Source organism: Shewanella colwelliana (assembly GCF_001735525.1).
GTDB classification, from domain to species: domain Bacteria; phylum Pseudomonadota; class Gammaproteobacteria; order Enterobacterales; family Shewanellaceae; genus Shewanella; species Shewanella colwelliana.
In genome coordinates, this window is record NZ_MCBT01000047.1 from 1 (window position 1) to 1904 (window position 1904).

A 1904-nucleotide genomic window follows, 5' to 3' on the forward strand; every position below is an offset into this window, starting at 1 on the left:
ACCGCTGATAACTCACAAGCCGTGATCCAAGGGCTGAAATCGGGCGACTCACTCACGGATACCGTGCTGGTTCACTCGGTTGATGGCACTTCGCAGCAAGTGACAGTCACCATTAATGGTACGGATGATAAAGCCGTGATTGCGGGCACCTCAACCGCTTCAGTTACCGAAGACAAAGACCTCTACCAAGGCCTACTGCGTGTCGATGGTGCGCTCACAGCGACCGATGCGGACAGTGGTGAAGCGCAGTTCAATGCTGAAAGTTTACAAGGTCAATTCGGCACACTATCGATTGACTCAAACGGTCATTGGACTTACACCGCTGACAACTCACAAGCCATGATCCAAGGGCTGAAATCCGGCGACTCACTCACGGATACCGTGCTGGTTCACTCGGTTGATGGCACCGAGCAAAAAGTCACTGTCACCATTAACGGCACCGACGATAAAGCCGTGATTGCGGGCACCTCAACCGCTTCAGTTACCGAAGACAAAGACCTCTACCAAGGCCTACTGCGTGTCGATGGTGCGCTCACAGCGACCGATGCGGACAGTGGTGAAGCGCAGTTCAATGCTGAAAGTTTACAAGGTCAATTCGGCACACTGTCGATTGACTCAAACGGTCATTGGACTTACACGGCTGATAACTCACAAGCCGTGATCCAAGGGCTGAAATCCGGTGAATCACTCACGGATACCGTGCTGGTTCACTCGGTTGATGGCACTTCGCAGCAAGTGACGGTGACCATTAACGGCACGGATGATAAAGCCGTGATTGCGGGCACCTCAACCGCTTCAGTTACCGAAGACAAAGACCTCTACCAAGGACAATTGCGTGTTGACGGCGCACTCACTGCGACCGATGCGGACAATGGTCAAGCGCAGTTCCAAGCAACCTCACTTCAAGGCCAATTTGGCACACTGTCGATTGACTCAAACGGTCATTGGACTTACACCGCTGATAACTCACAAGCCGTGATCCAAGGGCTGAAATCGGGCGACTCACTCACGGATACCGTGCTGGTTCACTCGGTTGATGGCACTGAGCAAAAAATCACTGTCACCATTAACGGCACTGACGATAAAGCCATTATTGCTGGCACATCAACGGCCAATTTAACCGAAGATAAAGATGTTCATAGTGGACAACTTCGTGTCGATGGGGCGCTGACGGTAACCGATCCCGATGCAGGGCAAAGCCAGTTTGCTGCCACCTCATTACAAGGGCAGTTTGGTTCTCTATCAATCAATGAATTAGGTCACTGGACTTACACTGCGGATAACTCTCAAACCGCGATTCAAGGGCTGAAAACTGGTGAGTCAGTGACTGACACAGTGCTTATACATTCTGTCGATGGCACTGAACAAAAAATCACAGTTACGATTAATGGTACTGACGATAAAGCTGTTATTGGCGGCACCAGCACCGCAAGCCTGACCGAAGATAAAGATGTTCATAGTGGACAACTTCGTGTCGATGGGGCGCTGACGGTAACGGATGCAGATAATGGTGAGGCACAATTTACCGCTACCTCATTACAAGGGCAGTTTGGTACTCTATCAATCAATGAATTAGGTCACTGGACTTACACCGCTGATAACTCTCAAACGGCTATTCAAGGGCTGAAAACTGGTGAATCAGTTACCGATACAGTGTTAGTTCATAGCATTGATGGCACTGAGCAAAAAATCACAGTCACCATTAACGGTACCGACGACAAAGCCACTATCGCTGGCGTTGATACTGGTTCAATAACCGAAAGCAGCGCGGGTGTCGACATGTCACCCGACTATGCCCAACCAGGCATAGCCATACTCGGCAATACAACACTCTATGCGGATGGCAAGCTGACCATCACAGACCCCGATATAGGCGAGTCAGGATTTGAACGCCAAGGCAGCAA

Annotated in this window: 1 protein-coding gene; it reads left to right on the top strand. The window is 50.4% G+C overall.

What is annotated here, in order from left to right:
• Positions 1–1904, top strand: a 1904-nt coding sequence (locus tag BEL05_RS17735) for a VCBS domain-containing protein (protein ID WP_217629873.1), incomplete at both ends; no start/stop codon positions are given.